Below are 26,662 nucleotides of genomic sequence, written 5' to 3'. Positions count from 1 at the left end.
GCGAGCCTTCTCACGAATGTCAGAGTCGACGGACCGCTCGTAATGCACGTCGCCAGTGGAGTTTGAATCGATATCGCGTCCAAGACGCGCGGCTCGTGGGGCGCTAATGTCAAATTCCCTCCCACCAAAGCGTCCCCTTTTGATGGGATCTGAAGCGATATCTCCGTTTTCGATTTGACGTGTTTCTCCATGCCAACCATATGCACTTCGTAAAACGCTCCAGCAAAGGACTGACGATAACGTGATCCCTCAGACAAATCGCCGGAGATGCGCCATGATGGCAGCGCGACGAGTGGCCATCCCCGCTTTCGCGGCACTGGCGGTGTGCCTTGCGGTCCTTCTGGCCGTGCCGGCAGCAATGGCGCAGACCGTCACCTCCCAACCTCCCGTCACGTTTACCCTGGCCAACGGGCTCGCGGTCGTCATCATTCCCGATCACCGGACGCCGGTGGTCACTCAGATGATCTGGTACAAGGTCGGTTCGGCGGACGAAACGCCCGGTAAATCGGGACTCGCGCATTTCCTCGAGCATCTGATGTTCAAGGGCACCGCGAAATATCCGGCCGGCGAGTTTTCCCAGACCGTGCTGCGCGTCGGCGGCGAGGAGAATGCTTTCACCAACTTCGATTACACCGGCTACTATCAGCGCGTAACCCGCGATCAACTCGCGACCATGATGGCGTTCGAGGCCGACCGCATGACCGGCCTGGTGCTGAAGGATGAAAACGTGCTGCCCGAGCGCGACGTCGTGCTCGAGGAATACAACATGCGCGTCGCCAACAATCCGGACGCGCGGCTCACCGAACAGATCATGGCCGCGCTGTATCTCAACCATCCGTATGGCCGCCCCGTGATCGGCTGGCGTCATGAAATCGAGAAGCTCACCCGCGAGGATGCGCTTGCCTTCTACAAACGATTTTACGCCCCGAACAACGCAACGCTGGTGATCGCGGGCGACGTGGACGCACAGAACATTCGTCCTGAAATCGAAAAGACGTTTGGCCATGTGCCGCCGCAGCCCGCTATTCCGAGCGCTCGTATCCGTCCGCAGGAGCCGCTGCCGGTCGCGCCGCGGACGGTCACGCTTGCGGACGCGCGCGTCGAGCAGCCGATGCTACGGCGGTACTACCTCGTGCCCTCCGTGACCACCGCTGCGGCGGGAGAAAGTCCCGCGCTGGATGTGCTTGCGCAATTGATCGGCGACGGCAGCAACGCCTATCTCTACCGCGCGCTCGTTGTCGACAAACAGCTGGCTGTCGCCACCAACGCGACCTATCAGGGCACCGCGCTCGATCCGGGTCAGTTCTCGATCGCGGTGGCGCCGAAACCGGGTGCCGATTTTGCCAAGGTCGAGCAGGCCATCGATACCGTAATCGAGAATCTCATCAAAAACCCGATCCCCGCGGAGGATCTCGAGCGCGTCAAGACTCAGTTGATCGCGCAGGCCGTCTACGCTCAAGATAGCCAAACGACACTGGCACGCTGGTACGGCACGGGCATAACCGTTGGATTGAGCGTCGACGAGATCAGGAACTGGCCGGACCGCATCCGTGCGGTGACCGCCGCGCAGGTTCGGGACGTCGCGCAGAAGTGGCTGGTAAAAACGCGCTCGGTCACCGGGTACCTCATCAAGGACTCGACGCCGGCGCACGAGGAGAAACGATCGTGAGACGCCCCCGGACAGGAGCGGGGCGCAGCCTGCTCGCCACCGTATGTTTCGCATGGATCTGCTTTGCTGCTGGTCCCTCGTTCGCCGGGACGAAAATCCAGCATCTGGTGACGCCGGGAGGTATCGAGGCCTGGTTCGTTCAGGACGCCACCGTACCTCTGGTGGCAATGGAATATGCGTTCTCTGGCGGCTCGGCGCAGGACCCGCCCGACAAACCGGGCGTCGGCCACATGGTCGCCAGCCTGCTCGACGAGGGCGCCGGGGATCTCCCCTCCAAGACCTTTCGTGAACAGCTCGATCGCCGCGCCATCGAGCTCAGCTTTACGATCCAGCGCGACGAGCTCCGCGGCTCGTTGCGAATGCTCAAGGAACACAGTGGCGAAGCATTTGGCCTGCTGCAGCTCGCTTTAACCTCGCCGCGCTTTGACGCTGATGACGTCGAGCGCATCGGTGCGCAGGTCCTGTCCCACCTGCGCCACAACTCAACCAATCCGAATGCACTTGCCGGCCTCAATTTTTCCAAGCTCGCATTCGGCGATCATCCCTACGGTCATCCCTCGCACGGCACGCTCGAAAGCATTCCAACGATCAAGACCGACGATCTCAGAAATTACGTGCGGCGGGTGCTGGCGAGAGACAAGTTGAAGATCGCGGTGGTGGGCGACATCGAGTCGGCGACTCTTGCAAAGATGCTGGATCAAACTTTCGGAGGTCTACCCGCGAAGGGCGATCTCACACCCGTTCCTGACATCCTCGCCGCGAAGCCGCCGCAAAGTGCATTCGTTCCGCTCGACGTGCCGCAAACCGTGGTCATGTTCGGAGGCCCCGGCGTCATGCGTCACGACCCCGATTTCATGGCCGCCTACATTGATAACCACATTCTCGGCGGCGGCTCGCTGTCGTCGCGGCTGTATCGCGCGGTGCGCGAAAAGCGCGGCCTCGCCTATTCCATCTCGCAATCTCTTTTGTGGATGGACCATTCAGCGCTGTTCGCGGGCACCACCGGGACCCGCGCGGACCGCGCCGGCGAGAGCATCGAGGCCGTTAACAAGGAAATCCAGCGCTTTGCCGAAAACGGACCGACGCCGAAGGAGCTCGACGAAGCCAAATCCTATCTGAAGGGATCGCAGATGCTGGAGCTCGATACCTCTTCGAAGCTCGCTACAGGTCTGTTGCAATATCAGACGGATAATCTGCCGATCGACTACATTGAGAAGCGCAATTCCATCGTCGATGCCGTCACCCTCGACCAGGCGAGAGCAGTCGCGAAGAGGCTGTGGGGACAGGGGCTTCTCACCGTGATCGTGGGACGCTCACCTCAGACGGAAGCGCAACCCGCAGCGGCGCAGCCGACTGCAGCTCAGCCCGCGCCTCAACCCGCCGCGCATTGACTGCGCAGGCAGGCAACAAACGGGGTATGGTGCCGCCGCCTGATTCCTGCCGTCGGACAGGCGAATCCAGGTGAGTACCATGCTGCGGATCACCCGCAATATCGCCATCGACGAAAACGACGTTGAGATCAGCTTCATTCGCGCTTCTGGCCCTGGCGGCCAAAACGTCAACAAGCTCTCGACTGCGGCGCAGTTGCGCTACGACACTCGCCGCTTGGCGCTCGACCCAGACATCGCCGCGCGGCTCGTCCGGCTCGCCGGGCAGCGTCTGACCAAGGATGGCGTGATCGTGATCCATGCCCAGCGCTTTCGGACCCAGGAGCGCAACCGCGCGGACGCCACCGACCGCCTGATCGAATTGCTGCGCCAGGCTGCGATTCGACCGACCCCGCGCCGCGCTACCAAGCCAACTCTCGGCTCGAAGCAACGCCGGCTTGAGAGCAAGAAGCGCCGCGGCGATGTGAAGGCGAGGCGTGGACGGACGTCTTCCGAGGACTAGAGTCTTTCACCGTTGCACAGAAACGGTGAAAGACTCTAGCTTTTTGATTGACGCGTTTTCTTCACGCGAACCGGATTCCACTTCGCTCGAAAACGCTCTAACCCCGCGCAGTCGTACCGCCGACCCATGCGGCGGAAGCGAAGCAACGCGCGTTGCACGCGACCGCCGCGCTCCGAACGCAGCCCCTCAATCAACCCGGGACATCCGGATTTGCCCCCATGCAATCGGCGCTGCGAACGCCTAAACTCGCTCGCAACCAGAACCGAGCCACACCATGCCCGTCCGCCAGCTTCCTGAGACTGTCGTCAACCGCATCGCCGCGGGCGAAGTGGTCGAGCGTCCGGCAAGCGTCGTCAAGGAGTTGGTTGAGAACGCGATTGACGCCGGCGCGGCCCGCATCGACGTCTTCACCGACGGCGGCGGTAAGCGACGGATCGGCGTCACCGACGACGGCGCCGGCATGGCGAAGGACGACCTCGCACTTGCGGTCAATCGCCATGCCACTTCGAAACTGGATGACGAAGATCTGTTGGGCATCCGCACGCTGGGATTTCGCGGCGAGGCGCTGCCGTCAATCGGAGCGGTAGCCAGGCTCTGCATCACCACACGCGACGCCCGCGAGCCGCATGCGTGGTCGCTCACCGTCGAAGGTGGACGAAAATCCGCGATTACGCCGGCCGCACTGACACAAGGCACGCGCGTTGAAGTCGCCGATCTCTTTTATGCCACACCCGCGCGGCTGAAATTCCTCAAGACCGATCGGACGGAAGCCGAGGCGATCCGCGAGGTGGTCCGGCGGCTGGCAATGGCGCGGCCTGATATCGGATTTACCCTCGCAGGCGAAGGGCGTGCGCCAGCGACCTGGACGGCGGCGCTGCCGGGAGCGGCTGGACGATTGACGCGACTGGGCGACATTCTCGGCGGAGACTTCCGTTCCGCCGCCATCGCGGTGCGCGCCGAACGCGAGGGCGTGCTCGTCGAGGGGTTCGCTGCCGCGCCGTCGCTGACGCGCGCGAATGCGCTCGGCCAGTATCTGTTCGTCAACGGCCGTCCGGTGCGTGACAAGCTGATTCTGGGCGCGGTGCGCGCGGCCTATTCCGATTACCTGCCGCGCGACCGTCATCCGGTGGTGGCGTTGTTCGTCACAACAGACCCGCAAGAGGTCGACGCCAATGTCCATCCCGCGAAGACGGAAGTGCGATTCCGAAACGCCGGGCTGGTGCGCGCGCTGATCGTGCATGCGCTGAAGGAAGGTCTGGCGCGCGAAGGACGGCGCACGGCCGCGAACAGCGACGGCGCGGTGCTCACGGCTTTTCGTCCCGCGACGTCCCCGCGCCCTGCCGATTGGGATTGGCGGCAATCGCCTGCCTCGCCTGCCGGGGCGCGGCCATGGATGGGCGGACCGCCTGCAACCACCTTCGCCGAGGCTGGCCAAACCGCGTTTGATGTGGGCGCGCCCAGCGCGGACGTGCGCTTTGACGCTCATCTTCCGCTTGATCTGATCGATCGGCCGCTCGGCGCGGCGCGCACCCAGATTCACGAAACTTATATCGTGTCGCAAACCCGCGACGGCCTGATGGTCGTGGACCAGCATGCCGCGCACGAACGCATCGTTTACGAGCGGCTGAAGGCAGCGCTGGAGCGGGACGGCGTGCAGCGACAGATCCTTCTCATTCCCGATATCATCGAACTGGATGAGGCAACCGTCGAAAAGCTTATCGACCGTGCAACTGAGCTGAAAAAGTTCGGGCTCGCCATCGAGTCCTTCGGACCCGGCGCGGTTGCCGTGCGCGAGACGCCGTCGCTGCTCGGCAAGACCAATGCGGCCGCGTTGCTGCGCGATCTCGCCGAACACATGGCGGAATGGGATGAGGCGCTTCCACTTGAACGGCGGCTGATGCATGTCGCGGCCACGATGGCCTGTCACGGTTCGGTGCGCGCTGGACGAATCCTCAAGCCGGAGGAAATGAACGCGCTGCTGCGCGAGATGGAGGCCACGCCCAATTCAGGTCAGTGCAACCACGGCCGCCCGACCTATGTGGAGCTGAAGCTCGCCGATATCGAGAAGCTTTTCGGACGGCGATAAGAATATAGCGATGCGGCGGGCGGACTGCACATCCGACCAAGCCTGCGCTTCGGGCAACAGTCATGTGCTCCGCAAAAAAACGAACTCCGTGTCGTCATAGGCGCGCCGCTCGAGTTGCTCGAATCCCTCTGGCGCTGCGAAGCCCGCGGCCTTGGCTTCCTCGACAACGAGCAGCGCCTTGTCGGTCAGCCAGCCACCATCGCGCAGCGAGGCGAGCGCCTTGTCGGCAAGCTGCATCCGGTACGGGGGATCGAGAAACACAAGCGAGAACGGTGTGAGGGGATGCGCAGGCCCGAGATTGGTCGCATCGCGGCGATAGACCTTCGTCACGCCACCGAGCCCGAGCGCCTCGACGTTGTTGCGGAGCAGCGCGCGCGCCTCGGCGCCGTTATCAACGAACAGCGTGAACTTCGCTCCTCGCGACGCCGCTTCGATGCCGAGCGCACCGGTGCCCGCAAACAGATCGAGCACGCGCGCATCCGCGACCGGATCGTCATAGGCATGAACGAGGATGTTAAACAGCGACTCGCGCAGCCGATCGGCCGTTGGCCGGATCTGTTGTGTTGATGGCGATGCGAGATTGCGGCCTTTCAGCCGCCCGCCGACGACGCGCATCGATCAGTCCCGCGGCGTCAGATCGCGCTTGCCGTGATAGCCACGCTTCGGCCGGCGAGGCGGACCGTAGCCATTGGCCTCAGCTTCGTTGCGCGCCCGCGCCTCATCGCTGCCGGTCCGTTGCACCACGACGCTGCGGCCCTTGCGATCCGCGATCACCGCGCGCTTGGTTCTTGCCTTGTTGTCTTTCTTGCTGCGCAACGGTGTACCGTCGCGGCCGAGCTTTGGTTCGGTGTCGGCTTCGGCGGCCGCGCCCGCGAAATTCGCGTTGGCGAGCGCGGCAATCTTCTCACCAAGCTGTTCGCGCAGCACGCGGGTCTTGACCTCCTCGACCTCACCTTCCGCGATCTCGGCAAGCTGGAACGGCCCGTAGGAGATACGGATCAGCCGGTTCACTTCAAGCCCGAGATGCGCCATCACGTTACGCACTTCACGATTCTTGCCCTCGCGGATCGCAAAGGTCAGCCACACGTTGGCGCCCTGATCGCGTTCCAGCGTGGCGTCGATTGAACCATACTTGACGCCATCGACCTCAACGCCGTTTTTCAACTGATCAAGCTGAGCCTGCGTCACCTCACCATGGGCGCGAACACGATAGCGCCGCAGCCAGCCGGTGTCGGGCAGTTCCAACGCGCGCGCCAGACCGCCGTCGTTCGTCAGCAGCAGCAGTCCTTCGGTGTTGAAATCGAGCCGGCCAACACTGATCAGACGCGGCAAACCCTCGGGCAGGTTGTCGAATACGGTCGGCCGACCTTCGGGATCGGCGTGGGTCGTCATCAGGCCACGCGGCTTGTGATACAGGAACAGCCGCGTGCGCTCGCGCTCCGGCAACGGCTGGCCATCGACCGTGATGACATCGCGCGAGGTCACATCAAGCGCTGGCGAATTGATGATGCGGCCGTTGACGGCGACGCGACCTTGCGTGACCCACTCCTCGGCGTCGCGGCGCGAGGCGAGACCCACGCGCGAGATCACCTTGGCGATGCGTTCGCCGGCCTTCTTCGGCTTCGGCTCGGGTCGCGCGCCGCGCCGCTCGTCGTCGGGCTTGCGTTCGCGATAGGCGCCGCGTCCCCCGAACGCCGGACGTTTTGCGAAAACCTTGCTGTCGTCCTCATTGTCACGACGCGGGCGATCGTCGCGATCATTGCGACGGGGACGATCCTCGCCATCGTCGCGGCGTGGCCGCTCCTGCCAAGCATTGCGGGCACCACGAGGACGGTCGCCATCGGGACGATCCTGCCGCGGGCGATCGAAGCGAGGACGATCATCGGAGCGACGATCATAACGCGGACGGTCGCCTTGCGGACGATCAAACTTGCGGGGGCCGCGATCGGCACCCGCAGCGCGCTCAGGGCGATCCTCGCGTGGTTTCGAAAATCGTGGACGCCCTGCGCCGCCGCGATCATCACGCGGGCCAGCGTCGCGCTTCTGCCACGGCTTTTCGTCGCCCCTGTCGCGGCCCTCACGATCGCCAAACTCTTTGCGCGGTCCACGCGGGCCGCGGTCGGGTGTCCCACGTGAAAACTTCTTGTCGCCGAAGGGGCGATCTCCGCGCGGCGTATACGGACGCTTCTCGCCGCCACCCTCGCGCGGCGGACGCGCGCTATAAGGCCGATCACCTTGCGGCCGCGCACGCTGCGGACGGTCGCCGTCTTTCCGAAACCCCTCACCGCGTGGGGTGTAGGGACGCTTCTCGCCAAATTTCTTATCGGCAAAACGCCCTGCAGGACGTGTGTCGCCACTGTCACGCGCGCGATCGTCACGTTTGAAGGCTGAGCGCTCGCCGCGAGGTGAATCCCCGCGCGGCGTGTAGGGACGCTTCGCGCCGCCGTCGTCGCGATTGAACCGAGGCCGCGCGGTCTCGCCATCCTCACGCTTGCCCGCGTAGGGTTTGCCCGCACCCGCATACGGCTTCCTGGCATAGGGCTTCTTGCCAGAAGGCTTCGCGCCATCGGATTTACCGGCATAAGGCCGCTTGTCACCATCGCCTCTGTCGGACTTGCCAGCCAAGCCGCGCTTGGCGAGCTTCTTTTCCGGACCTCGCGCCACGCCGGATCGGCTCTTGGGCTTGTCCTTGCCGCCGGAGGGCCGATCACGCCGGCCGCGCGGGCGCGCATTGTCTTTATCGTTATCGCGGGGCATGAATGATCTCGCTACGGGCACAAGGTCCGACTGAGTGAGAGCGCCTCTTAACAGGGTTCGCGGCGGGATACGAGGCATGACCGCACCATCTTTCATGGACATAGCGCTCGGAGCCGCCGAAAAGGCGGGCAAAGCAGGGGAAGTGCCGATCGGCTGCGTGATCGTACGGGGAAATGAAGTCATTGCATCGGCAGGAAACCGCACCCTGATCGATCGCGACCCCACCGCCCATGCCGAAGTTCTGGCCCTCCGGGCCGCCGCACAGGTTCTTGGCAGCGAACGACTGACGGACTGCGATCTCTATGTGACGCTGGAACCCTGCACGATGTGCGCGGCGGCGATCTCGTTCGCGCGGATTCGGCGGCTCTATTACGGCGCAGGAGACCCGAAAGGCGGCGCGGTGGAGTCCGGCGTCCGATTCTTTGCCGCACCGACCTGCCATCATCGGCCGGAGGTGTATCCGTCCGTCGGCGAAAACCAGGCGGCGGCGCTGCTGCGGGATTTCTTTAAGGCGCGGCGGTAAAGATTCGCATCTATCAGCCCCTCTCCCGCGCCACCGCCCGAAGGCCGATATCACGGCGGCAGAAACCCTCAGACCATTTGATGCGATCGACCGCCTCATAAGCATGGGCTTGCGCCTCCGCGACGGTCTTGCCTGACGCGCAGACGTTCAGGACGCGACCGCCACTCGCGAGAATGTGCTCGCCCTCCTCCTTGGTTCCCGCGTGAAAAATCTCCACGCCCTCAACTTTGGCGGCATCGTCGAGTCCCTCAATGCGCGTTCCCTTCGCGTAATTGCCGGGATAACCCTTCGCCGCCATCACCACCGTCAATGCCGGATCGGGAAACCAGCGCAGATCGAAATGCTTCAACTGTCCGTCACAGACCGCGAATAGCGCCGGCACGATGTCCGACATCATCCGCAGCATCAGCACCTGACATTCCGGATCGCCGAAACGGACGTTGTACTCGATCAGTTTCGGTCCCTGTTCCGTGATCATCAGGCCGGCAAACAGCACGCCCTTGAAGGGCGCGCCTTTTTCCCGCATGGCGCGCAATGTTGGAACGATGATCTCATCCATGGTGCGACGGCACATCTCGGTGGTCATCACGGGCGCCGGCGAATAAGCGCCCATCCCGCCGGTGTTCGGCCCTTGGTCGCCATCGAACGCACGCTTGTGGTCCTGCGCCGTCGCCAGCGCCAGCGCGTGTTCGCCGTCGCACAGCGCGAAGAACGAAGCCTCCTCGCCACGCAGGAACTCCTCGACCACGATCTGGGCGCCGGCGTCGCCGAAGCCGCCCTCGAACATCATGTCGACCGCCGCCAGCGCCTCGTCCAGCGTCGTCGCAACCACGACACCCTTGCCGGCTGCAAGCCCGTCGGCCTTGATGACGACCGGTGCGCCCTGCGCGTGGATATAGCTCTTCGCCGCCGCGGCATCGTTGAAGCGTCCATAGGCCGCTGTCGGAATGCTGTTGGCGTTGCAGATATCCTTGGTGAAGCCCTTCGAGCTTTCGAGCTGCGCGGCGGCTTTGCAGGGGCCGAACGCCTTGATGCCCGCAGTCGCGAGATCGTCGACAATACCTGCAGCGAGCGGCGCTTCCGGACCGACCACCACCAGATCAACCTTGTTGGTTTTGCAGAACGCGATCACCGCGGCATGGTCTGCGATATCGAGCACCACGCATTCGGCCTCGCGCGCGATCCCGGCATTCCCCGGCGCGCACCAGAGTTTCGTCAGCAGCGGCGAACCGGCGATTTTCCAGGCCAGCGCATGTTCGCGGCCGCCGGAACCAAGCAGAAGAATGTTCATGAACGACCGCCGATCCAGCCTTTCGTGTGGTTTCGAAGCGGTTTAGCATGGTAATGCGGACGAGCAACAGAAGTGAGCCTGATGCCCGCAAACCCAGCACAGCTTTTGGCGAACTCGCCGGAATATACCGTCTCCGAGTTGTCCTCGGCGCTGAAACGCACCGTGGAGGACACCTACGGCCATGTGCGGGTTCGCGGTGAGATATCCGGCTTTCGCGGGCCGCACGCTTCGGGCCATTGCTATTTCGCGCTGAAGGACGAAAGCGCCAAGATCGAGGCGGTGATCTGGAAAGGTGTCCACGGCCGAATGCGGTTCAAGCCGCAGGAGGGTCTAGAAGTCATCGCCACCGGCAAGCTGACCACCTATCCAGGCTCGTCGAAATACCAGATCGTGATCGAGGCGATCGAGCCTGCCGGAATCGGCGCGCTGATGGCGCTGATGGAGGAGCGCAAGAAGAAGCTCGCGGCGGAAGGACTATTCGATGAAGCCCGCAAGCAGCTGCTTCCCTGGCTGCCTGAGGTCATTGGCGTGGTGACCTCCCCAACCGGCGCAGTGATCCGCGACATCCTGCACCGACTGGAGGATCGTTTTCCTCGCCGCGTGCTGGTATGGCCGGTGCGGGTGCAGGGTGAAGGCTCGGCGGAACAGATTGCCGCCGCCATCGACGGATTCAATGCGCTGCCGGACGGCGGACACATCCCGCGCCCCGATCTCCTGATCGTCGCGCGCGGCGGCGGCTCGCTCGAAGATCTCTGGTCGTTCAACGAGGAAATCGTGGTCCGCGCCGCAGCCGGCAGCATGATCCCGCTGATCTCGGCGGTGGGTCACGAGACCGACGTGACGCTGATCGACTTCGCCGCCGATCAGCGGGCGCCGACACCGACCGCGGCCGCCGAAATGGCCGTGCCGGTCCGGTCCGATCTGGTGGTCGAAGTCTCTAGCCTCGCGGCCCGCGCCCTCGTCGCGTGGAAACGAGGTCACGACGACCGGCGCACCGAATTGCGCTCCGCCGCCCGCGCGCTACCAGGGGCGAGCGAGCTGCTCGCCATTCCCCGCCAGAAGGTTGACAGCGCCGCGGCAGCGCTACCGCGCGCCTTGCGCGCAAGCACGCACGTGCATCATCGCCACTTCACGCGGATTTCTGGCGGACTCACGCTGCGCGTGCTGCGCGCTCAGGTCGCCCACGCAAAACAATCCGTCGCCGCAACCGGCGCGAGACTCTCACACTGCACGCAGGTCGGGCTGCGTCACCGCCGCGACCGCTTTGCGGGACTGGCCGTCCGGCTCAGGGCATCGAGATTCGCCAACGCCCAAGCGCAGCGCGATCGGATCACGCGCGACGACGAGCGCACCCGGCGGCTTTTCGAGCGCGCGAGACGGGCGGTCGTCACCTTGCTACAGCGGCATGAGACACGCATGACGCATTCGGCCAAGTTGCTGGCGGCGGTCTCCTATCGGGGCGTGCTCACGCGGGGCTTCGCACTGGTTCGCGACGACGCCGGACGTGCCCTGCGGTCCGCAGCGGCGGTCGGTTCCGGCGCACGACTCACGCTGGAATTCGCTGACGGACAGGTGAACGCAACCTCCGACGCCGATCGAACCGCAGCGACATCATCCAGTCCAGGGTCGAGCCCCAAGAGCCAGCCCAAACCGGCATCCGGCAGGCGCGCGACCAAGCCTGCCGATCAAGGAAATCTTTTCTAAAAGGATCATTCGCCAAATTGAAGCGTGAGCGCCGGCAGCAGGCTGGTGTATGTTGCCGCATGGTCCAATATGCTACTGATGAGACCTAACTTCGAAAGGCGGCCGGATGGCAATGAATTATTGTGATCCTGGAGAGAAGCAGTGCTGAATAAATTTGGTCAATCCAGTCAGAGCGAAGCGCGTGTGCAGTATCTCGATGGCGATTTCCGGGTGATTTCGCCGGGAACCTACGTCCGTTGCGCTGTCACCGACGCTCGCATTCCACTCGACGAGCTGAAATACTGGAGCGTCGACTTGCAGGAAGCCTACGCTCTCCCGAGCGCAGTCTTGCAGCGCCATTACCCGGGCGCATTCAAGACGTCCTCATAACTCTAGAACCCGCTTCTGATGGAATCAGAAGCGGTCTCTATAATTTGCGTTCGACGCGTTTTCTTCACGCAAACCGGTATTCACTTCGCTCGAAAACGCTCTATCGCCGCGCAAGGTTGAGCCTGTCGGTCAGGAACGACCGCAACACCGGTTCATCGTCAAAGGCTAGCCTGACTGCGAAGGGCACGACTGTCTGCGCGAACGGGGCCAGACTTTCACTATTGCGCAGCCGCGCCAGATCTTTTTCCGTCGTCACCAACGTTAAACTATCCTGCTCGCCAGCGGCTTGTAGCTCGGCCACGTCGCGTTGCGAAAACGGATAATGGTCCGCGAATGCGCGCTCTGCCACCACATCGATGCCGCAGTCCCGCAGACTGCGGAAGAACCGCGAGGGATCGCCGATTCCAGCAAAGGCTAGGACACGTCTGCCGCAAAGGGCCGCAACCGAAGCGTCATCCGGGACAACCCGTGCCCGAAATACAGGTCCTCCCCGCGCCTTCACACGTGCTGCAACTTCGTCTGCGGCGACACCAATGCCGACGATCACCAGCGCATCGGTGCGGGCCAGTTGGGGCGGCAGCGGTACCCGCAACGGTCCGGCCGGAAAAACCTGGCCGTTACCGAGGCCGCGATCCCCATCGATCACGATCAGCGAGATATCCTTCGCGAGCGCCGGGTTCTGAAAGCCATCGTCCATCAAGATCACGCTGGCCGCCAGCGCGCGGGCCGGCGCGACGCCCGCCCTCCGTTGCCGTGACACGATCACAGGGATCGTCCGTGCCATCATCAACGGCTCATCGCCGACATCGGCAGCCGCGTGCCGGTGCGGATCGACGCGCACCGGGCCGCGCAGCCGTCCGCCATAGCCGCGGCTGAGCACCACCGGCGTTTCACCGAGCGAGCGGAGAATGCCAGTCAACGCCATCACGGTCGGCGTCTTGCCCGCGCCGCCGACATGATAGTTTCCGACACAGATCACCGGCACCCCCGCGCGCAGACCCGTCCGTGTGAGCCGCCGCGCGGCGATCGCGCCGTAAAGCGCGCCAACGGGCATGAGCAACCGCGAAAGCAATGATGATTGCCTGTGCCAAAAGGCCGGCTCACGCATCGGCCGCCCGTCGTTCAAATTGCAACTGCAGAAGATACGGCTCGAGCGCGGTCAGCGTGCGATCCAGTGCCCCGCCGAGCCTTTCCACCACCTGAGCCGCGGCGGCCGCCGCCGCATCGCGGGCCGCGGAATCGTTGAGAAGGTAGCCAAACTGCTTCGTCAGCGCATCGCCGTCGTCAACCCGCCATGCGCCACCCGCGCGGTCGAGCGCGTAATAAACATCTGGGAAGTTGAAGACGTGCGGCCCATGCACGATGGATGCATTGAGCTTGACGGCCTCAATCGGATTCTGTCCGCCATGCGGCACCAGCGACCCCCCCATGAAAACGATTGGCGCCAGCCGGTAGAACAATCCCAGTTCGCCGATGGTATCGGCGATATAGATGTCCGTTCTCGCCGTCGGCAATTGCTCCAGCGAGCGCCGCGTCCCTTGCGCACCGGACGCCACCACCATTCGGGCGATGGCCTCGCCCCGATCCGGGTGGCGTGGAACGATCACCGTCAGCAGCGATGGAAAATGATTGGCCAAGTTTCGATGCGCGTTGAGCAGCATCTCTTCCTCGCCCGGATGGGTCGAAGCCGCCACCACCACCGGACGGCCGCGGGTGACGAACAGCAGTCGCTCCAGCTTGGCCTCGTCGGCCGGCGGTGCCTGTACGTCGAGCTTGAGATTGCCGGTGATGACGACGTTGCGCCCCCCGAGTGTTGTGAAGCGCTCCGCGTCGATTTCGGACTGGACCAAGCAGATATCGAACCGACTCAACAGCGCCGCGATTGTTCGGGACGCACGCCGCCAGCGCGGGAACGAGCGGCGCGACATCCGCCCGTTGATCAGCACAATCGGTATATGGCGCCTCGCACCAGCCAGAATCAGATTGGGCCACAAGTCCGATTCGACAAAGAGCGCAAGGCCGGGTTGCCAGTGATCGAGAAAACGCTCCACGAAGCGGGGCGAGTCGTAGGGGATATACTGGTGAATGATATCCGGCGGGAACCGCTTCGCGGCGACGGCCGCCGACGTGACCGTGCCCGACGTGACCAAAATGCCCATTCCGAGCGCGCGTAGCCGCTCAATCAACGCCGCTGCCGCCAGCACTTCGCCAACGCTGGCCCCGTGGATCCAGACCAGCGGGCCTGCGGGGCGGGGCTGTCGGGCGATGCCACGACGCTCATTGATGCGCGCCGGGTCTTCCTTGCCCTGTTTCAAACGCCGTTTCAGAAGAATGGGCGTCAGCGGCCCGGCAGCGGCGGACAGCCTGCGATAGAAGCGCAGCGTCGCCGGCATCGGGCTGGTACCAGCTTTCCGAAGTTCGTGAGACATCACAACACCCCCTTAACGAACCTCGGAAAGCAAAGGGTACCAGCAACTTTATGATTCTAGTACCGCTTTCGATTCGAAATTCCCGAAGATGAAATGGTGCAGGAATTTCAAATCGGCGGTACTAGGCATGACCCGCCTCGTATTCGGGACCAGCCTCGAGTTCGGGCCGGCCGACTCTCGCGTAAGCGCGGCGCGTCGCATCGTTCAATGTCGCCTCCAGCCGCGCCCTCAGCATCTCCATCGTCTGCGCATCGGCGTCGGCAGGAACCGCAATCGGCTCCCCGCCAACCAAGGCGCCGCGTCCGAACGGCAGGTTAATCGTCGTGCGATCCCAGTTATTCAGGCGGATGAAGCGGCTCGTCGCCATTGCAAACGGCATGATAGTCCGCCCCGATTCACGCGCCAGCATGATGATGCCGAGACCGGCGATCCGCGAGCGCTTCGGCACATCGGCGGTCAGGGCCATGTTGTAGCCCTCATCGAGTGCACGGACCATTTCCTTGAAGGCGCCGACGCCACCCTTGCGATTGAATGCGGAGCCGTGGTCGCCGGAGCCGCGAATGGTCTCAATCCCCAGCCTCTCCGCAGCGAGCGCGTTAAACTCGCCGTCGCGGTGACGCGAGATCAGAACTTTGCCGCGATGCCCCGCCCGCTTGATGAACGGCGTCATGAAATGCTGTCCATGCCAGAACGCGAGGATCACCGGCATCTGCGGCTCGACTATGTCGTAAACATCCTCGGGATCATAGCTGAACCTGTTGGTTCGCCAAACCAGCCATAAAAAGCCCGCGGCCAGAAGGCCTGCGAACTGCTGAAACCCGCGGGAGCGCAGCAAATTGCGAAGCAGTTTTCTCAACGGGCGGGCTTCGTATCTTGACCAGGATCGAGCAGCCGATGAAGGTGCACGATGAAATACCGCATGTGGGCGTTATCGACCGTCTGCTGCGCCTTCGCCTTCCAAGCGACATGGGCCGATGCGTAATTCGGATAAAGGCCGACGATCTCGACCTCGTCGAGGTCCTTGAAGGTCGTTTGCGCGAGATCGGTCAGTTCGCCTCCGATCACGAGATGGAGCAACTGCTGGGGCGGACTGTCTGGCTGCATTGCCCGTTGTCCTACTATGTCGCCGGCCGTCAGGCAAATACCATCAAAGCAGCCAACCTATGCCAGCGGACGCTCCCGAACATGCGCGAGAATGCGCGCGTGGCGAGAATGGCCGGCCGCGACCAACACGCCGTGCGTCACCTCGGCACGATTATAGAGGATCGGCTCGCCCCCGAGCGAGGTCATTTTACCATTCGCCTCATGCACGATCAAATCGGCCGCGGCGAGATCCCAATCGTGGCTCTGGCCGCCGGCAAACGCCGCGTCGATTCTGCCGTTCGCCACGCGGCATAGTCGTAACGCCAGCGAACTGATCCTCGGACAAAGGGCGGCATCGTTCGGCCGCAGGTCCAGTTTTTCCAGAAGCGGCTTCGGCCCTGCGATTCTTGAAAAATCCAGATCGTCGCCGGGGGTCGCCCGAACCGGGAGACCGTTGCAGGTCGTGCCCTGCCCGCGCTCGGCAAGAAAAAACTCGTCCGTAGCCGGCGCGAACACAGCCGCGAGCAGCGGCGAGACATTCTCCACCAGCGCGACGCTGACGCACCATTCGTCATGGCCGGCGAGATAGCCGCGCGTGCCGTCAATCGGATCGACGATCCACACCCTCCTCTTGCCGAGCCGCAAGAGATCGTCGGCGCTTTCCTCGGACAACCAGCCGTAATCCGGAAGCGCGCGCAGCTTGCTGGCAATGAGGTCATTAACGGCGATGTCCGCTTCCGAAACCGGGGACGACACTCCCTTGGTCCAGGTTCGCAGCTGGGTGCGACGCATCGCAAGCGCCAGCAATCCCGCCTCGCGCACCGTCTCGATCAGTAAGGCGCGGTCCCGCGCTAGAAGGTCGGCGCGGCCGTCGGAGCTAGTGGAGTGGATTTGACACTCGCTACTCACCTGAACCGCAATCTCCCGATACGAATGTCAAATTCAGAATCCCGCTTGAACCTTATAATTTCTAGTGGTTCTCTGACTCCAACATTCGCAAGGACGCTCGCTGAAACGCGATGCGAATGTTCAGAATCGGCCCCCTAGAACCCACCAACAGTCAACCCTTCGATGCGGACGGTCGGTGCGTTGGTGCCGTAGCGAAACGCGAGATCGTTGGCAGGTGTCAGCGATTTGAACATCTCGATCAGATGCCCGGCAATGGTGATCTCACTGACTGGATAAGTGATCTCGCCATTCTCGATCCAGAATCCGGAAGCGCCGCGACTATAGTCGCCGGTCACGCCGTTGACGCCGGAGCCGATCAGGTCGGTAACGTAGAAACCCTGTTCGACGTCCGCAATCAATTCGCGCGGCGTCAGTTCTCCCGCCTCAAGATGCAGGTTATACGATCCCGGCGACGGCGACGATGAGACGCCACGGTGGGCGTGACCGGTCGTGGTCAGTCCAAGCTCCCGCGCGGTCGCTGAATCCAATAGCCATGACGTCAGAACGCCGTCGTCGATCACCGCGAGCTTCTTGGTCGCGACCCCTTCGGCGTCGAAGGATTGCGAGCGCAAACCACGCATCCGCAATGGATCGTCGACGATCCGGATTCCTTTCGCGAACAACTGCTGGCCAAGCCGATCTTTCAGGAAACTGGTCTTGCGCGCGACCGCCGCACCATTGGCAGCGCTCACGACATGGCCGACCAGCGAGCCCGCGACGCGAGGATCGAACACCACCGGCACCTTGCAGGTCGCAACCTTGCGCGGATTGGCGCGCGCTACCGCGCGTTCGCCCGCGCTGCGGCCGATGCTGGCCGGAGACATGAGATCAGATCCATGAAGCGCGGAACTGAAATCGTAATCGCGTTCCATGCCGGTGCCGTCGCCGACGATCGCCATCATCGAGATGCCCTGGCTCGAACGCAGATAGCTTCCGTGAAAACCGGTGCTCGTCACCAGCACCATGCCGCTGATGCCGGTGGACGCCGACGCACCGCCGGATTTGGTCACGCCCTTGACCGCAAGACCTGCCGCCTCAGCTACGACCGCTCGGCGCTCGAGTTCCGCCGTCGACGGCATCACACGATCGAGCAGATCGAGATCGGGGAAATTTTGTGCCAGCAATGACGGGTCGGCGAGTCCGACATAGCGATCCTCGGGCGCGACACGCGCCATCGCGACAGCGCGTTCGGCGAGCTTCGCAACATTGTCGCCGCCGACATCGTTGGTCGAGACGGTGGCCTGCCGCCTGCCAACCAGCACACGCAGTCCAACGTCATCGCCCTCCGACCGCTCCGATTCCTCGACGCGGCCGTCGCGAACCTCGACACCTTGTGAGACGCCCCGCACGGCAATCGCATCCGCATCATCAGCGCCTGCGCGCTTCGCCGCCTCGACCAGCCGCCCGGCGAGTTCACTGAGGGCGGATTGATCGAACAGTTCGGATACGACGGATTCCGTCGATGAATTTGGTGAAGATATCACGAATAAAATCCCGGGTCTTCGACAAGACCGGCGCGCAAGCGGGTCGGTCATGAGATGTGCTTATTCTACGCGGACTTCAAGCATTCAATGAAGCGGGTATTAAAGATTATCCGCGCCCCGGCAAGAACCCGTCAAGCATGTCGACCAACGGTCTGTCAATCATGCGCGCGAATGGTAGGCGGGCTACCTTCGATTAACCAGCCTTTTTAAGCAAATCCGGACCGCGCTCTGGCAAGCTCTCGCCCATCGACCGGAAACATAATTCCGGCGGGGAGAGTGAAGCCGTGAGGCGTCAAACAGCAACAGGCGGGATCAATCCCGCTGGGTCGAGCCGTAGCCTGCGGCTCGACCCTCTTTCACTGCCTGTCAGTTTCGCCGCGCGCGACAGCCGAGCCGACGGCGGCATCCGGCAGATCGAACTTCATCGCGAGTGCGTGACGCTGCACCGCGCGGTGCGCGGCATGAAAATGACAATCAGCGTACGCGTCAGCGAATTCATCGGCGTCACCGTGCGCGAGACGGCCGACGGCCGAGCGCTCGTGCTGCTTCACCGCGATCCGTCGCTTGTCATTCCCCTTCTTGTGACCGAGGACGCCAATGAACGTGCCGTGGCGTGGCAAGCCTGGAGCGAAATCCTCGCGCTTCCTCAGTTGGCCGACGACAGGCGCGATCCTGCGCCACGTCGGCGACGGAGCAATACCATCAGCGGGCGACGCCCGACCTTCCTGATGCGGCGTCGCAGCGGTAATCTGCTCAACCCCGCAGCAATCTATCGGGACGAACGCGAGATCATCGCGCGACACTAAACGTTCGAGAAAGCATCCTCGGCTATTCGTTCATTGCAGGGCGTTAGAACCGCTTCGGGATCATGTCCCGGCTATAGCCACGCGCTGGCCAGCAACCCTGCGAACAACAACAGTCCTGCATCGCGGTTGGACTTGAAAATCCACAGGCAGAGCCGGGAGTCGCCGATCTCGATCCGGGCGATCTGCCAAGCGAGATGCGCGGCAAAGGCCGCAAGGCCGATCCATGCCGGCCAGTGCGCGCCCCCAAGATGCATGGCAACGCCGATCAGAACAACGGCCAGCCCGTAGAAGATCGCCAGCGCTAAGCGCGTGCGCTCACCAAACAGCAGTGCGGTGGACTTGATGCCTATGAACGCGTCGTCGTCTGCGTCCTGATGTGCATAGATCGTGTCATAGCCGATCACCCATGCGACCGTCCCCGCATACAGCGCCAGCGCGGCCGCATCGATGTGGCCCAGCACCACGGCGAATCCCATCAGTGCGCCCCAGGAGAACGCGAGGCCGAGTACGACCTGCGGCCAATAGGTAATGCGCTTCATGAAAGGATAGGCCGCAACAATGAGGAGCGAGGCAATTCCCGTTGCAATGGCAAAGTGGTTGAACTGCAGCAGCACCACCAGCCCGACCAGCGCCTGCACAACGAGAAACACGAGCGCCTGCGTCACCGTAACCTGCCCCGCCGGAATAGGGCGCGACTGCGTACGCTCCACGCGCGCATCGAGATCGCGGTCAGTGATATCGTTCCAGGTGCAGCCAGCGCCGCGCATCGCAAACGCGCCGATGAGAAACAGCGCGATCGTGAGAGGAAGCTGGCTCACGTCACGGGCGAGGTGCGAAGCCAGCGCCGTCGACCATAGGCACGGCATCAACAGCAGCCACGACCCGATCGGACGGTCCAGCCGCGACAGCCTGAGATAGGGGCGCGCCCACAACGGCGCGCGGCTGTCGACCCAATTGCCGACCGAGTCCGCGACGCGCGCAGCCGCATCGCTCATCAAAATCCCGTCATCGTGTGAGAGCGTTGCCGCTCAAGGTATCGAACGTGCTGCCGCCCTTCTTCGGCGTGGTTGCCTCAGGCAATCCGCCGGATGCCGACCCTAGAGCCTCGCTGAGGCTCGGGCCGGCCGGGCCGCGCATCTGCGCCTGCTTCGCCACGTCGCAAACCTTCTGCTCCATCGTCTCGGTCGCCTTGTGGTTGTTGCGCATCTGCGTCCCGACATTATCGGGAATTCCACATCTCCGGGAATTCGTATCGATGAATTTGATCATCTTGGCTTCCGCCTGCGAATATTGCCCGATCAATTTGCAGGCTTCGTCGGGCGGCGCCTTACGGGCGCTGGCGGTCTGGATCAACTTGCCGCGTTTCTCAGCCGCGTCACGCAGCGGCATGAATTCCTTCATGCAATCCTCGCCACCGGGCGGGCCCGCCTGCTGGCGCGCAGGCGCTCCAAAACTACCCATCGGCGCCGCGCCTCCGGACGGAAACGAAGCGGGCGCGCCTGCCGTCGCAGAGGTTCCGTTGACGGGAGGAAACGGCGAGTCCTGAGGCGCAGCAGTCTTTTGCGCGGGCGCCCCGTTGACGGGGGGAAACGGCGAGTCCTGAGGCGCGGCAGTCTTTTGCGCGGGCGCCCCGTTGACCGGCGGAAAAGCCGGATCGTTGACCGTTCCGGTTGCGCTATTAGGCAATGGTGCCGGAAACGGTGTCTGACCGAGCGCTCCCGTGGTGCCGATGGCGAAAACCGCGAGCGTCAGCGGAACGATCATGCGCAGAATGATCACAGCATTCCTCCGGCAGGGTCAAACGCCCAAGCCAACCTTTACCAACAAACGACCTGCCTTGATGTCCGATTTGTACGATCGCGGCCGATTCCTAACAACCCGACGAATTGGGCGAGAGCGCGACGCTTGGTCGCGCCGCAATCAGCAATGTCCCCAATATCGCACATTTCCATCGGAATGATGCCGCAGCCCGCTTTGTTCAAGGCAAATTGTTCATCGGGTTTGATGGGAACGGAAATCGCTACGCAATTTTCCTCGCCCTGCTCTAGTAAAGTGCTCGCGCAGGATTCTTTGCATGCCTCATACCGACTTTCGCAGTCCCCGGCTCTATGTCGATGCACCGCTTGCGGCGGGCAACAGAATCCCGCTCAACCGCAATCAGGGCAACTATCTTGGTAACGTCCTGCGCCTTGGGACCGGGACAAACGTTCTGGTCTTCAACGGCCACGACGGCGAGTGGCACGCAGCGATTTCAGGCCGCAAGCGTCCGGAAAATCTTGAAATCGTCGCCGTGACGAGGAAACAGGACCATCTGCCAGACGTGCGCTACGCGTTCGCGCCGCTGAAACATGCCCGGCTCGACTACATGGTTCAGAAAGCTGTGGAGATGGGGGTCTGCGCTCTGCAGCCCCTGCTGACCCGCTTCACGCAGGTCGGGCGCGTCAACGGCGATCGGATGCGCGCCAATGTCATCGAAGCGGCCGAGCAATGCGGCATCCTCAGCCTGGCTGCGGTGGAGGAGCCGGTGTCCCTGGATCGTTGGCTCGGCCGGCGCGCGCCCGAACGCCTGCTGGTATTCTGCGACGAGGCCGCTCTGACGGCAAATCCGGCGCGGACCCTGGAGCCGATGCGCGGCGCCGCGCAAGGCATCGACGTTCTGGTCGGTCCCGAAGGCGGCTTCGCGGAAGACGAGCGGGAAAGCCTCCTCAACCAACCCCATATTCTGCGCCTGTCGCTCGGACCGCGCATCCTGCGGGCGGATACCGCCGCGGTTGCCGTCCTCGCCCTTGTCCAGACCGTGCTGGGGGACTGGCAGCCGGAATAAGGGAAGCACCGAGACAAAGTCAGGTTGCTTCGGCCGCCGCCCGTAATGGTCGGCCTATTTCGGCCCTCCCGACTGGACAGTCCCGCCGATGGTCGGAGCAAGCCCCTGCCATGACGTATTCCTGCCTCTCTCGGCTTCCGACCATTTTTTCTACTTGCAAGTGAATTGCATCTGCATCTTATATGCAATTGCAAATTAATCGCAGGAAAAAGTAAAAGTATGCGTGGGGTAGTTTTGGGTGTGGTCGCGGGGATGGTGTGCCTGATCGGCTCCCCAACCATGGAGGCGCGGGCACAAGGGCAGCTGCTGCCCGGAATCACCGTCGACGCGCCGAAGCGCGCCAAACGCCGCGTCCGCGTCGCCGTTCGGCGCGTCACTCGAACGCGAACGCCAGTGCAGGCGCCGACGCCGCTCCCCGCCGTGCCGGAACAACCTCGCGCTGACGTGCCCCTCGCCTCAGCAAGCCTGCTCACGGCGAAGCAGGTGCTGGGGCGCGGCGCCGCTTCGCTCGGCGACACGCTCGGGACCACGCCCGGCGTCTCGGCAACGTCGTTCTCGCCGGTGGCGAGCCGCCCGGTGATCCGAGGCCTCGGCGGTTTCCGGGTGCGAACCCAGGAAAACGGCATCGGCTCCGGCGACATGGCCAATCTCGGGGAAGACCACGCCGTGACGATTGATCCGCTATCGGCACAGAACGTCGAGGTCATTCGCGGTCCCGGCACGTTGCGCTTTGGCTCGCAGGCGACAGGCGGTGTGGTCAGCGCCAGCAACAACCGCATCCCAACGACAATTCCGAAGAACGGCATCGCATTCGAGGCACGCGGCGGCCTCAACAGTGTCAGCACCGGCCGCGACGGCGCGGTACAACTCGATGCCGGCGGCAGCAACGTCGCGATCCATGCCGACGCATACGCCCGGCAGGCCAACGACTATCGTATCCCCGGCGGCATTCAGGCCAATTCCAGCTATCGCTCCGATGGCCACGCGGTCGGCGGCTCCTACATTTTCGATCGCGGTTTCGTCGGCATGTCATTTCAGGAAACGGCGATGACCTACTTCATCCCCGGCATCGATTCCGCCAGGGTGAAGAACCACATCGACCTGCACCAGCAGAAATGGGCGAGCCGCGGCGAGTGGCGCGTGGGAGAAAGCGGCATCGATACGGTGCGCTATTGGCTCGGCTACTCCGACTACAAGCACAACGAGATCAACGGCGTCGGCGCCGCCGCGCTGATCGGTTCGCGATTCAAGAACCAGGAGTTGGAATCCCGCGTCGAGGTCACGCAACTGCCGTTCGCCACCATGCTGGGCGAATTGCGTGGCTCCGGCGGCGTGCAATGGAGCCGGCGCAATTTATCGGTCGCCGGCGCGACCGATCCCCTGCTCGCACCGGCGCAGAATGCCAATCTCGCCGCCTTCCTGTTCGAGGAATTGCAGGTCACGCGAAATCTGCGAACACAGGCGGCATTTCGTATCGAGCAGACCGAGACCGACGGCACCGGCGCACGGTTTCCCCCGACGTTCCTGCCACCGCCGAATCAACCCACGGTGTTTCCGGTCGATCGACGCTTCATGCCAGTCAGCGCCAGCGCGGGGCTGCTCTACGATCTAACGCACGACATCGTCGCGCGCGCCACGGTGCAGCATGTCGAACGCGCGCCCGATCCCATCGAGCTGTTTTACAAGGGACCACACGATACGCCGCGCACGTTCGAGATCGGCGATCCGACCATGACGCTGGAAAAGGCGAACACCGTCGAACTCGGTTTCAAGCGCGCACGTGGCGATACCCGTTTCGAACTGTCGATCTATCACACCCGCTATCAGAACTTCATCTTCAAGAACTTCACCGGTGTCCGCTGTAGCGAGAGTTTCGCATCCTGCGGCAAGCCGGGCGCGACCTACGACCAGATCATCTATTCGCAGCGCGACGCCCGCTTCACCGGCGGCGAAATCCAGATCGAGCATGACGTGGCGCGGATGTGGAACGGCGTGTTCGGGGTCGAGGCGCAATACGACATCGTCCACGCGGTATTCCTCGACGGCAGTTTCGTGCCGAAAATTCCGCCGCAGCGGCTCGGTGGCGGGGTCTATTATCGCGACGCAAGCTGGACCGCGCGCGTCAACTTGCTGCACGCTTTCGCCCAAAACAACCTCGGCGCGTTCGAAACGCCGACGCCGGGCTACAACCTGCTCAACGCCGAAATCAATCACACCACGACGTTGCCGAACGGCGACTGGCCGGTGACGCTCACCGTCGGCCTAAAGGGCGAGAACCTGCTCAACGACGACATCCGCTTCCACCAGTCCTACAAAAAGGACGAGGTGTTGCAGCCCGGCCGCAACGTACGCCTGTTCGCGTCGATGAAATTCTGACGCAAGGCGCCGTCCGTCGCCGTCAACCTTCTCGGCAAATAGCCGGCGGAACGAGGTCGAAACTCACCGCCCGCCGTGCTATGGGCTGCCGCAATGATGTTGACCGGCGGCGCGGCGACTTCGCCATGCCATCGATATACATCGAATTTCAATATGTTAGGCAGGAGGCGCGACACCCGTGGGCGGCGCGCAAGCTTGGACGATGCCGATGACCGACACGCACGCCTTTGGGGCGACCGGAACCGCCTCCCGGGCAGCGGCCCTGCTGTCGTCGTTCATGCAGGCCGGCTATATCAAGGCCGAACCAGCCATCCTTCAACCGGCCGAACCGTTTTTGGACCTCTCGGGCGAGGATATCCGCAAGAGCCTTTACCTCACATCCGACTCGGGAAGCGAGGAACTGTGCCTTCGTCCCGACCTCACCATCCCGGTCGCGCGCGACTATCTCGCGTCCAGCAAGGCCGGTAAGCCGGCGGGCTTCTGCTATCTCGGACCCGTGTTTCGCTATCGTGGCGGCCGCTCAAGCGAATTCCCGCAGGCCGGCATCGAATCATTCGGCCGCCAGGACCGCGCCGCCGCCGACGCCGAAATGCTCGCGCTCGGTCTGGAAGCCGTTGCAGCTTTCGGCATCGCCGACGTCGACGTCCGTACAGGCGACGTTGCGCTGTTCACCGCGTTAATCGATTCGCTCGACCTTTATCCGGTATGGCGGCGTCGGCTGATGAAGGATTTCAACCGCAAGGTCAGCCTCGCGCTGGATATTGAACGACTGACGCTGGCGTCCGGACCGGGGCACAAGGAATACGAGGGCGTGCTGGCGGCTCTCGCAGGCTCCGATCGCAAGGCGGCCTTAGCGCTGGTGACCGACATGATGTCGATCGCAGGCGCGACCATTGTCGGCGGCCGCTCTTTGGATGAGATCGCCGACCGCTTCCTCGAACAATCCACCCTGAAGAGCGGCGCGCTGCCGCACGAGGCGTTGACGATCATCAAGCGGTTTCTTGCGATATCGGGCGATCCGGATGACGCGCTCGACCAATTGCGCGCGCTCGCCTCCGACGCCGGGCTCGATATTCACCGTGCAATCGATCAAGTCGAAAGCCGTACCGGCTTCATGGCCGCGCGGGGCGTCGAAACTGATAGAATCAGCTTCGCTACCGCCTTCGGCCGCGGTGTCGACTACTACACCGGTTTTGAATTCGAACTGCAGCGCAAGGACCAGGACGAGCCACTGGTTGCGGGCGGGCGCTACGACGACCTTATGACGCGACTTGGGGCAGCCGCACCGATCCCGGCGGTCGGCTTCGCGGTCTGGATCGAGGCGTTGACGCGGTCCGCAGACGTATCTTCCGCGAGCCGGATCGGCGGGAGCGCGCAATGACCACGCCACTTGTTCTAGCCGTGCCTTCGAAGGGCCGTTTGCAGGAAAATGCCGAGGCGTTTTTCGCCCGCGCCGGGCTGACGCTCTCGAAACCGCGGGGCGTACGTGACTATCGCGGCACTATCGCCGAGCTCGATAACGTCGAGATCGCCTATCTCTCTGCGAGCGAAATCGCGTCACAACTCGCGCGCGGCCTGGTGCATCTCGGCGTCACCGGCGAAGATCTGATCCGCGAAAGCATCGTCGACGCCGACAAACGGGTGGCGCTGATCAACGGCCTCGGTTTCGGCAGCGCCAACGTGGTTGTCGCCGTGCCGCAGTCCTGGATCGATGTGCGTACCATGGCCGACCTCGACGACGTGACGACCGGGTTTCGCGCCCAGCACAACCGAAGGATGCGGATCGCAACCAAATATATCAACCTGACCCGCGCCTTCTTCGCTTCGCACGGCGTGGTGGATTACCGCATCGTCGAGAGCGCTGGCGCCACCGAAGGCGCACCAGCGGTCGGCACCGCCGAGATGATCGTCGATATCACGACCACCGGGGCAACGCTCACCGCCAACGGCCTCAGGGTGCTGGACGACGGCGTGATCCTGCGCAGCCAGGCCAATCTGGTCGCGTCACGCGACGCGGACTGGTCCAGCGGTGCACGCGAAACGACGCGGATCATTCTCGACCACATCGCCGCCCGCGCCCGCGCGAGCCAATACCGCGAGGTGCGAACCCGCTTCACCGGCTGCGATACTGCACTCTTCACAGAGGCACATGATCGCTTCGGCGTCGTCTCCCCGTTCGGAGGACCAACATCCTCCGGGATGGTTACGCTGCATTGCCCGCCGGACCGGCTTTACGCGCTCGCCGGTTTTCTAAGGCAACACGGTGCTGAAACGGTGTCGATCGCCTCGCTTGACTATGTGTTCGATCGCGAGAACCCGCTTTTCGCGAAGCTGGAAGCGTTCCTGCGGACGTAGAATCGTGCCGTCCGCCCGTTGAAGCGCATGCTGGCACTTACTACCATACAAACTGGAATGAATTGACC

At 63.2% G+C, this 26,662-nt stretch carries 23 protein-coding genes; 12 read left to right on the top strand and 11 right to left on the bottom strand.

The annotated features are described in order from the left end of the window. Positions 1-274 precede the first annotated feature (274 nt). The 4 genes from ACZ5IL_RS06480 (at position 275) to mutL (ending at position 5,645) form a co-directional block, all read left to right on the top strand. Positions 275-1,669, top strand: a complete 1,395-nt coding sequence (locus ACZ5IL_RS06480; protein ID WP_464595861.1) for a M16 family metallopeptidase — start codon at positions 275-277, stop codon at positions 1,667-1,669. After that, positions 1,666-3,060, top strand: coding sequence for a M16 family metallopeptidase (locus tag ACZ5IL_RS06475; protein ID WP_464595859.1), 1,395 nt, complete (start codon positions 1,666-1,668; stop codon positions 3,058-3,060). Before ACZ5IL_RS06480 ends, ACZ5IL_RS06475 begins: the two co-directional genes overlap by 4 nt. A 79-nt stretch (positions 3,061-3,139) precedes the next feature. Next, positions 3,140-3,559, top strand: a complete 420-nt coding sequence (arfB, locus tag ACZ5IL_RS06470) for an alternative ribosome rescue aminoacyl-tRNA hydrolase ArfB (RefSeq protein ID WP_464596853.1) — start codon at positions 3,140-3,142, stop codon at positions 3,557-3,559. 274 nt (positions 3,560-3,833) lie between these two features. Then, on the top strand, positions 3,834-5,645 hold the full coding sequence (gene mutL, locus ACZ5IL_RS06465; RefSeq protein WP_464595857.1) for a DNA mismatch repair endonuclease MutL: 1,812 nt from the start codon (positions 3,834-3,836) through the stop codon (positions 5,643-5,645). 60 nt (positions 5,646-5,705) lie between these two features. Here mutL and rsmD read toward each other — a convergent pair whose 3' ends face one another. Together rsmD and ACZ5IL_RS06455 are read right to left on the bottom strand one after the other, a co-directional pair. Continuing rightward, the gene (gene rsmD, locus ACZ5IL_RS06460) at positions 5,706-6,260 is read right to left on the bottom strand and encodes a 16S rRNA (guanine(966)-N(2))-methyltransferase RsmD (RefSeq protein ID WP_464595856.1); all 555 of its coding nucleotides are present in this window, start codon (positions 6,258-6,260) and stop codon (positions 5,706-5,708) included. A 3-nt stretch (positions 6,261-6,263) separates the two neighbouring features. Beyond that, a complete protein-coding gene (locus ACZ5IL_RS06455; protein WP_464595855.1) occupies positions 6,264-8,402 on the bottom strand; it encodes a pseudouridine synthase in 2,139 nt (712 codons plus the stop codon). A gap of 76 nt (positions 8,403-8,478) precedes the next feature. Between ACZ5IL_RS06455 and ACZ5IL_RS06450 the strand changes: the two genes are divergently transcribed. Beyond that, positions 8,479-8,925: a nucleoside deaminase gene (locus ACZ5IL_RS06450; RefSeq protein ID WP_464595854.1), complete on the top strand. Its 447-nt coding sequence runs from the start codon at positions 8,479-8,481 to the stop codon at positions 8,923-8,925. Between the two features lie 13 nt (positions 8,926-8,938). Here the strand turns inward: ACZ5IL_RS06450 and purD are convergent, their stop codons facing one another. Further along, positions 8,939-10,216 (bottom strand): phosphoribosylamine--glycine ligase, encoded by a 1,278-nt coding sequence (purD, locus tag ACZ5IL_RS06445; RefSeq protein ID WP_464595852.1) that lies wholly within the window; start codon positions 10,214-10,216, stop codon positions 8,939-8,941. Positions 10,217-10,297: 81 nt separating this feature from the next. Between purD and xseA the strand changes: the two genes are divergently transcribed. Continuing rightward, the gene (xseA, locus tag ACZ5IL_RS06440) at positions 10,298-11,920 is read left to right on the top strand and encodes an exodeoxyribonuclease VII large subunit (protein ID WP_464595851.1); all 1,623 of its coding nucleotides are present in this window, start codon (positions 10,298-10,300) and stop codon (positions 11,918-11,920) included. Between the two features lie 141 nt (positions 11,921-12,061). Beyond that, on the top strand, positions 12,062-12,289 hold the full coding sequence (locus ACZ5IL_RS06435) for a DUF2093 domain-containing protein (protein WP_079447577.1): 228 nt from the start codon (positions 12,062-12,064) through the stop codon (positions 12,287-12,289). Positions 12,290-12,389: 100 nt separating this feature from the next. On the opposite strand, the gene lpxK is transcribed toward ACZ5IL_RS06435, so the two are convergent. The 6 genes from lpxK to ACZ5IL_RS06405 form a co-directional block, all read right to left on the bottom strand. Continuing rightward, positions 12,390-13,397, bottom strand: a complete 1,008-nt coding sequence (gene lpxK / locus ACZ5IL_RS06430) for a tetraacyldisaccharide 4'-kinase (protein WP_464595849.1) — start codon at positions 13,395-13,397, stop codon at positions 12,390-12,392. Next, positions 13,390-14,718, bottom strand: a complete 1,329-nt coding sequence (locus ACZ5IL_RS06425) for a 3-deoxy-D-manno-octulosonic acid transferase (protein WP_464595848.1) — start codon at positions 14,716-14,718, stop codon at positions 13,390-13,392. The genes lpxK and ACZ5IL_RS06425 overlap by 8 nt, the downstream gene beginning before the upstream one ends. 121 nt (positions 14,719-14,839) lie before the next feature. After that, positions 14,840-15,574, bottom strand: coding sequence for a lysophospholipid acyltransferase family protein (locus ACZ5IL_RS06420; protein WP_464595847.1), 735 nt, complete (start codon positions 15,572-15,574; stop codon positions 14,840-14,842). Next, positions 15,571-15,822, bottom strand: a complete 252-nt coding sequence (locus tag ACZ5IL_RS06415) for a DUF4170 domain-containing protein (RefSeq protein WP_464595845.1) — start codon at positions 15,820-15,822, stop codon at positions 15,571-15,573. The genes ACZ5IL_RS06420 and ACZ5IL_RS06415 overlap by 4 nt, the downstream gene beginning before the upstream one ends. A gap of 57 nt (positions 15,823-15,879) precedes the next feature. Continuing rightward, positions 15,880-16,710 (bottom strand): 3'(2'),5'-bisphosphate nucleotidase CysQ, encoded by an 831-nt coding sequence (locus tag ACZ5IL_RS06410; protein ID WP_464595844.1) that lies wholly within the window; start codon positions 16,708-16,710, stop codon positions 15,880-15,882. A gap of 134 nt (positions 16,711-16,844) precedes the next feature. After that, on the bottom strand, positions 16,845-18,233 hold the full coding sequence (locus ACZ5IL_RS06405) for a TldD/PmbA family protein (RefSeq protein ID WP_464595843.1): 1,389 nt from the start codon (positions 18,231-18,233) through the stop codon (positions 16,845-16,847). Between the two features lie 284 nt (positions 18,234-18,517). On the opposite strand from ACZ5IL_RS06405, the gene ACZ5IL_RS06400 reads away from it, so the two are divergent. Beyond that, positions 18,518-19,039, top strand: a complete 522-nt coding sequence (locus tag ACZ5IL_RS06400) for a DUF6101 family protein (RefSeq protein ID WP_464595842.1) — start codon at positions 18,518-18,520, stop codon at positions 19,037-19,039. A gap of 71 nt (positions 19,040-19,110) precedes the next feature. Here the strand turns inward: ACZ5IL_RS06400 and ubiA are convergent, their stop codons facing one another. Beyond that, complete coding sequence (gene ubiA / locus ACZ5IL_RS06395; RefSeq protein WP_464595841.1) at positions 19,111-20,034, bottom strand: 4-hydroxybenzoate octaprenyltransferase; 924 nt, start codon at positions 20,032-20,034, stop codon at positions 19,111-19,113. A gap of 10 nt (positions 20,035-20,044) precedes the next feature. Next, positions 20,045-20,818, bottom strand: coding sequence for a hypothetical protein (locus ACZ5IL_RS06390; protein WP_464595840.1), 774 nt, complete (start codon positions 20,816-20,818; stop codon positions 20,045-20,047). Positions 20,819-21,113: 295 nt separating this feature from the next. On the opposite strand from ACZ5IL_RS06390, the gene ACZ5IL_RS06385 reads away from it, so the two are divergent. From ACZ5IL_RS06385 to hisG, 4 genes are all read left to right on the top strand, one after another. Next, positions 21,114-21,863, top strand: coding sequence for a 16S rRNA (uracil(1498)-N(3))-methyltransferase (locus ACZ5IL_RS06385; RefSeq protein ID WP_464595839.1), 750 nt, complete (start codon positions 21,114-21,116; stop codon positions 21,861-21,863). Positions 21,864-22,082: 219 nt separating this feature from the next. Continuing rightward, a complete protein-coding gene (locus ACZ5IL_RS06380; protein WP_464595837.1) occupies positions 22,083-24,239 on the top strand; it encodes a TonB-dependent receptor in 2,157 nt (718 codons plus the stop codon). Between the two features lie 208 nt (positions 24,240-24,447). Further along, positions 24,448-25,620, top strand: a complete 1,173-nt coding sequence (locus tag ACZ5IL_RS06375) for an ATP phosphoribosyltransferase regulatory subunit (RefSeq protein WP_464595835.1) — start codon at positions 24,448-24,450, stop codon at positions 25,618-25,620. Then, complete coding sequence (hisG, locus tag ACZ5IL_RS06370; protein ID WP_079447586.1) at positions 25,617-26,594, top strand: ATP phosphoribosyltransferase; 978 nt, start codon at positions 25,617-25,619, stop codon at positions 26,592-26,594. The genes ACZ5IL_RS06375 and hisG overlap by 4 nt, the downstream gene beginning before the upstream one ends. Positions 26,595-26,662 lie beyond the last annotated feature (68 nt).

Source organism: Nitrobacter sp. CN101 (genome assembly GCF_055390255.1).
The sequence above is the reverse complement of the archived record's forward strand: the minus strand, read 5'-3'. Positions and strand labels throughout refer to the sequence as shown.

Bases quoted from the DNA above. Each gene is read 5' to 3' on its own strand.
- ACZ5IL_RS06480 (WP_464595861.1), top strand. From the start codon at position 275: ATGATGGCAGCGCGACGAGTGGCCATCCCCGCTTTCGCGGCACTGGCG.
- arfB (WP_464596853.1), top strand. From the start codon at position 3,140: ATGCTGCGGATCACCCGCAATATCGCCATCGACGAAAACGACGTTGAG.
- mutL (WP_464595857.1), top strand. From the start codon at position 3,834: ATGCCCGTCCGCCAGCTTCCTGAGACTGTCGTCAACCGCATCGCCGCG.
- rsmD (WP_464595856.1), bottom strand. From the start codon at position 6,260: ATGCGCGTCGTCGGCGGGCGGCTGAAAGGCCGCAATCTCGCATCGCCA.
- ACZ5IL_RS06455 (WP_464595855.1), bottom strand. From the start codon at position 8,402: ATGCCCCGCGATAACGATAAAGACAATGCGCGCCCGCGCGGCCGGCGT.
- ACZ5IL_RS06450 (WP_464595854.1), top strand. From the start codon at position 8,479: ATGACCGCACCATCTTTCATGGACATAGCGCTCGGAGCCGCCGAAAAG.
- purD (WP_464595852.1), bottom strand. From the start codon at position 10,216: ATGAACATTCTTCTGCTTGGTTCCGGCGGCCGCGAACATGCGCTGGCC.
- xseA (WP_464595851.1), top strand. From the start codon at position 10,298: ATGCCCGCAAACCCAGCACAGCTTTTGGCGAACTCGCCGGAATATACC.
- lpxK (WP_464595849.1), bottom strand. From the start codon at position 13,397: ATGCGTGAGCCGGCCTTTTGGCACAGGCAATCATCATTGCTTTCGCGG.
- ACZ5IL_RS06425 (WP_464595848.1), bottom strand. From the start codon at position 14,718: ATGTCTCACGAACTTCGGAAAGCTGGTACCAGCCCGATGCCGGCGACG.
- ACZ5IL_RS06415 (WP_464595845.1), bottom strand. From the start codon at position 15,822: ATGCAGCCAGACAGTCCGCCCCAGCAGTTGCTCCATCTCGTGATCGGA.
- ubiA (WP_464595841.1), bottom strand. From the start codon at position 20,034: ATGAGCGATGCGGCTGCGCGCGTCGCGGACTCGGTCGGCAATTGGGTC.
- ACZ5IL_RS06385 (WP_464595839.1), top strand. From the start codon at position 21,114: ATGCCTCATACCGACTTTCGCAGTCCCCGGCTCTATGTCGATGCACCG.
- ACZ5IL_RS06380 (WP_464595837.1), top strand. From the start codon at position 22,083: ATGCGTGGGGTAGTTTTGGGTGTGGTCGCGGGGATGGTGTGCCTGATC.
- ACZ5IL_RS06375 (WP_464595835.1), top strand. From the start codon at position 24,448: ATGACCGACACGCACGCCTTTGGGGCGACCGGAACCGCCTCCCGGGCA.
- hisG (WP_079447586.1), top strand. From the start codon at position 25,617: ATGACCACGCCACTTGTTCTAGCCGTGCCTTCGAAGGGCCGTTTGCAG.